At 73.5% G+C, this 947-nt stretch carries 1 protein-coding gene; it reads left to right on the top strand.

Annotated features, from left to right (window positions below):
* Positions 1-185: 185 nt before the first annotated feature.
* A partial coding sequence (locus GUY60_RS37930) for a hypothetical protein (RefSeq protein ID WP_161706036.1) occupies positions 186-947 on the top strand: 762 nt, incomplete at its 3' end.

Raw genomic sequence — 947 nt, 5'->3', positions numbered from 1 at the left:
GGTCGGGGGTGCGCTGGCCGGGGCCCCAGAAGCCCAGTTTTGGAAGTGTGTTTCCGAGGTGCGGAAAACCGCGAGTTTGTGAATTCCTTCACCCACCCCCTTGGCGCCCCGCAGGGTTCCGTGCTGAGATGCGGGCCACAGCTCAATACGCGCGCTCCGGGGAGGGGAATGTGGCGGACACCGCCATGTCTGGTTCTGGTTCCGTGTCCGCACCCGCACCAAGTGCTCGGGCATCCGCAGTCCAGACCGCGGTCTGGAGGCTGCGCTCCCGCGGCTGCTGGACCGACGCGGCGGCACTGCTCGCCCCCGACAACAGTCCGGCCGCCGCGCTCCAGCGCACCGCGCTCCTCGTGGAACGCTGCCTCTTCACCGAGCAGGGCTGGAGCGACGCCGAGGACGCCCTGCGCGCCGCCGAGGCGCTCGCCGGTACGGACGAGGAGCGCGGCGCGGCCGCCTGTGAGCGCGGTCAACTGGCGTACGCCGCAACGGTCCTCGGCGTACGGGACCGCGCCGACGAGGCCCGCTCCGCGCTCGGCCGGGCCGCCGCCCTGATCGCCCCCGGCGCACCTCCGCGCCCCCTGCTCGACTACCGGCGCGGCCTGATCTCCGAGCACCTCGCCGACTCCCCGCAGGCGGCGAAGGCCGCGTACCGCCGGGCGCACGCGGGTGCCACCGCCCACGGCGATCAGCTGCTGCTCTCCTCCACCTGGCGCCATCTGGCCGGACTCGCCCTGCGCGAAGGGGAGTTGGCGGAGGCCAGGCACGGCTTCGCCGAGTCCCTGCGGATCCGTGAGGAGCTGGGCTTCCTGGTGGGTACGGCCCCGGCGCTCACCTCGCTCGCCGAGGCGGAGCCGGAACCGGAGGTGGCCGCCCGGCTGCGTGCCGAGGCGACCCGTCTCTTCCGGCTGCTCGGCAACGTACCGACGTGGCTGGCCTCCCAGTTGACC

It is taken from the genome of Streptomyces boluensis, assembly GCF_009908195.1.
Lineage (GTDB): Bacteria > Actinomycetota > Actinomycetes > Streptomycetales > Streptomycetaceae > Streptomyces > Streptomyces boluensis.
The sequence above is the reverse complement of the archived record's forward strand: the minus strand, read 5'-3'. Positions and strand labels throughout refer to the sequence as shown.